This is a genomic window from Candidatus Binataceae bacterium (assembly GCA_036495685.1).
Taxonomy (GTDB): Bacteria; Desulfobacterota; Binatia; order Binatales; family Binataceae; genus JAFAHS01.
In genome coordinates this window covers 1-2495 of record DASXMJ010000180.1, presented here as the reverse complement: position 1 = coordinate 2495, position 2495 = coordinate 1, and the positions used below count along the sequence as shown (strand labels likewise).

General features: G+C 57.2%; 3 protein-coding genes. All 3 read right to left on the bottom strand.

The features are described 5' to 3' along the window. Positions 1 to 49: 49 nt before the first annotated feature. Complete coding sequence (locus VGI36_16700; GenBank protein ID HEY2486787.1) at positions 50 to 853, bottom strand: HAMP domain-containing sensor histidine kinase; 804 nt, start codon at positions 851 to 853, stop codon at positions 50 to 52. Between the two features lie 208 nt (positions 854 to 1061). Next, positions 1062 to 1442 carry a nuclear transport factor 2 family protein gene (locus VGI36_16695; GenBank protein ID HEY2486786.1) on the bottom strand — a complete coding sequence of 127 codons (381 nt, stop codon included), beginning with the start codon at positions 1440 to 1442 and terminating at the stop codon, positions 1062 to 1064. A gap of 176 nt (positions 1443 to 1618) precedes the next feature. Continuing rightward, positions 1619 to 2314 (bottom strand): hypothetical protein, encoded by a 696-nt coding sequence (locus VGI36_16690; protein ID HEY2486785.1) that lies wholly within the window; start codon positions 2312 to 2314, stop codon positions 1619 to 1621. Between the last annotated feature and the right edge of the window lie 181 nt (positions 2315 to 2495).

Sequence of the window (2495 nt, the reverse complement as noted above, 5' to 3'; positions counted from 1 at the left end):
CTTTCCACCGGCCACGTCGAGCCGCCACAGAGGCGGCTCTGTTGATTCTTCAGCAGACTTTGTCGGCGATTCCTTCGGCTTGGCTCGCAAAAATCGAAAAGCGAGACCCGCGACGGGGGGTAGAGGCGACGTCTATGCGGTGTCCTAGAATTCCGATCGCCTGGCGCACGATGAAGAGGCCGATGCCCAGACCATCGCGTCGCGTGGCATCAAGACGGGTAAAGGCTTCGAACATTCGAGGCATCTGGTCCCCGCTAATACCGATTCCGGTGTCATACACGTCAATACGGATGGTCTGGCCAGTGTGACGGCATCCGACGAGAACCCGGCCACCGGGCTGCGTGTATTTGATAGCATTGCTGACCAAGTTGCGCAGAATAGTTCCTAGAAGCAGCGCATCGCTCTCAATCGTGGTGCTGGTGGGCACCGCACGAATGCAAACTCCCTTTGTTAGGGCTGCAACTTCGTTCTCGTCGGTAGCTTGCTGCAACAACCGCCCGACCCGCACTGGCGTTAGCTTCACCCCCTTGGCGTGTCCGCGAAGTTCAAGGGCGGCAACTAATTCATCAAGTTGACCTCTCAATCGGTCGATGGCGGCCTGAACGAACCGCAGCAGGCGCTGCTCAGATGTCGTGCGAACGCCGCGACCGAGAAACTCGTGAGCGTTTTGGATGACCTGAAGTGGCTGCCGAAGATCGTGTCCCGCTATCGCAAGTAAGACTGACTCAAACTCGGAAGGCCTGTGCGGCCTCGCCTTGGCCGTCATCGTCCAGGTAATGGGTTGCTTCGGTATCCGTGGGGCGCCGAAAACCTCGTTGCCTTCTATCGCTTCGATGTGTTCGTTTTCGTGCATGACGTGCTCTCTCAGATCGGAGGCATTGAACAAATCTGCTTAGAGCGTTGCACCGCCTCGCAACATAAGCGAGTTTAACGGTGTAAGATTGTGTTTATCGTGATGCTGAGACCGCCTGTGTTGGGTGACGCATTGGTCTATGAGGCGCGATCTGCACGAGGGGCACGTTGATTGTATCGGCCAGATTCACCGCGGAGCATGTCGATGCTCATATACCGGATCGATTGCGAAGAATGATCAGTTGAACGATCAAATCGCTATTGGCGGTGAGATAGAAGGCGAGAACCAGCGGATCAGGTAAGCCGCGCTTATCATAGTTGCCGTCGACATTGGCCGTCACGATGAAGTTTCCATAGTGGATGATCGCGTTGGTTACCTTCATCGTCAGTCGTTCACCGATGATATCGCGCTTCGCCCACTCTCTGATGGCTGGCTTTCCCCAGTAGTCCCGTAACTGGTCATTGACGAGAGCGTCCTCGGCGAAAGTGTCCAGTAATCGTTCGAGATCGAAGCTGTTGGTTGCTTCAACATAGGCGGCCACCAGGGGCGGGAGAGCGACCGGAGCGTTCGGCGGAGCAAGGGATTTCATGATGGTGCCGGTTCGAAAGATGCCAAACAATTGCGCACAACGAACATGCCCGAAGGCCGACGCCTTGGCGCGTTTGATTGTGTAAGAAAGTGTAAGAGTCGCGGAGGATTTCCCCGTTTCGCCAAATCACCAGTCGGTGTAAATGCTATCGTAGCTACCGGCGCGCCGTGGAGCGGCTAAAGTGGTTGTCGCAAATCCTCAAGCAGCGCGCGCGCCAACTTGAGATCCATGGTTTCGAACCCCTCCGTAAAGCGGTCGTAGACGAGTGCCAGCGTGTGCTGGGCCTGATCGCGCTGGCCGTCTTCGGCGAGCAAGCGGGCCAAGGCCATTGTCGACCTCAGCTCCCAGGCGAGCGCAGATTGGGCGCGCGCGACGTCGATCGCTTCGGTCAGGCAGCTCAGGGCTGATTCACGGTCATGTTGCGCCGCGAGAATCTGCGACTTAATCCGGAGCAGTTCGGACAAGTCCAATTCCACTCTACTATTTGTCGCATGCGCAATGCCTCCATTGATCGTGAACAGCGCCTCCTCGAATTGCCCGGTCTTGCGCAGGCCTTCCGCCGACGCGCCGATGAAGCCCGTGATGAGGAGATTGAACTGTTGAGCCCGCAAGATCTCCAGCGCGCTCCGTAGCAAATCGAGACCGGCTTCCGGCTCATCGCGGATAACCGCAAGTTCGCCCTTCAGCGCGATGCCAAGAACACGATATGGGGCAAGCGAGTATCGTCCGGCATGTACGATCAATTGCTCGATGAGGTCGCTGGCTCCTGGCAGATCACCGGTCCACAGTAACAACGTCGAGACATAGGCCAGCGAAACGCAGACCAAAACGGGATGACCTCGGCTTGCCGCTTCATCGATGGCCTTTTGCACGATTCTAAGCGCTTGATCGGAGAAGCCACGTAGCCACAAGGTGCGGGCAAGGGCGCCAGCGCGCTGATGCGCGGATCAAAACCGAAGAAGTTGGCGTTGAAGGCGCCAAATTCGACCGCGAGAGTCATGCTGCGCTCAAGATGGAGTTGTGCCGCAGCCTGATTGCCCAGAAAGTGGTGGG